1 protein-coding gene is annotated in these 956 nt (G+C 68.2%); it reads right to left on the reverse strand.

Features of this window, described 5'->3' with window-relative positions:
• Positions 1-344 precede the first annotated feature (344 nt).
• Positions 345-956: Ig-like domain repeat protein (locus ABGB17_RS38790; protein WP_347639392.1), on the reverse strand; the 612-nt coding region annotated here is incomplete at its 5' end.

Below are 956 nucleotides of genomic sequence, written 5' to 3' on the forward strand. Positions count from 1 at the left end.
ACGGCCATCGCCTTGGTTCTCCTTCGATCGTGGAACATCGAAAAGGATCACGCGATGGCCGTCCTCGTTTCACGACGCCACGCTGACTACCAGCCGAAACTCGTACACCACCTCCGTGGACGCAACCGCCGATGAGTTCCGGCAACGCGGCATGATCGGGAGCTCTGCGGATGTCTGCGACGCCGCTCTGCTGCGACGCGCTATGGGGGATCGTCGCGACCCGGTGATCGGTGTGGATTGTTCCGGTCACCGGGTCTTCATGCGACATCGATCTATGGGGACGGGGCCGACCGGTACGCGACCGGCCCCGGTTCAGTAGCGGGATTGCGCCGTGGCCGGTCGGGTTAGGCGCAGTTGATGGCGGTGTAGGAGGGGTTGTAGGTCGAGGTGACCTGCCGGCCATCGATCGTCGCGGTCGCCGTCACGGTCGCACTGCCCGTGGCGATCTGCCCGGCCCTGGCGCTGAAGGACTGGTAGGCCTGCTTGCCTGGGGCGACGTCGGCCACGGTCTTCGAACCGTAGGGGGTGGTCAGCGTCACGTTCGCCGGCACGGCGGCGTCGTTGACCGCGGTCACGGCCACGTACGCCGTGGTGCCCACGCAGCGGGCGGTGGCGGTCACGGTCAGCGCGAGCTCCGGAGCGCCCGGCACCGTGAACGACGCCGCAGCTTCCGACGCCTTCAGATAGTCGAAGCCGAGGTACTCGGCCTTGACCGTCCGGGTACCCGCAGGCAGATCCTCCGGCAGCGTGACCGTGGCCGCGCCGTCCTTCAGGTGGGCGAGCTCCGACCACGAGCCGATGCTGAACCGCACCTGACCGCCGGTCTCGAACCCGTCAGCGGCCTCGACGGTGGCGGTGGCCGTGGTCGTCTGGGCCCCGCTCGCGTACGGCTCGACGGCCACCTTGGTGGTGGTCGTGACGTCGCTGTTCGGGATCCCGCGGATGTCGTTCCACTC

Source organism: Sphaerisporangium sp. B11E5 (assembly GCF_039871875.1).
Classification (GTDB): domain Bacteria; phylum Actinomycetota; class Actinomycetes; order Streptosporangiales; family Streptosporangiaceae; genus Sphaerisporangium.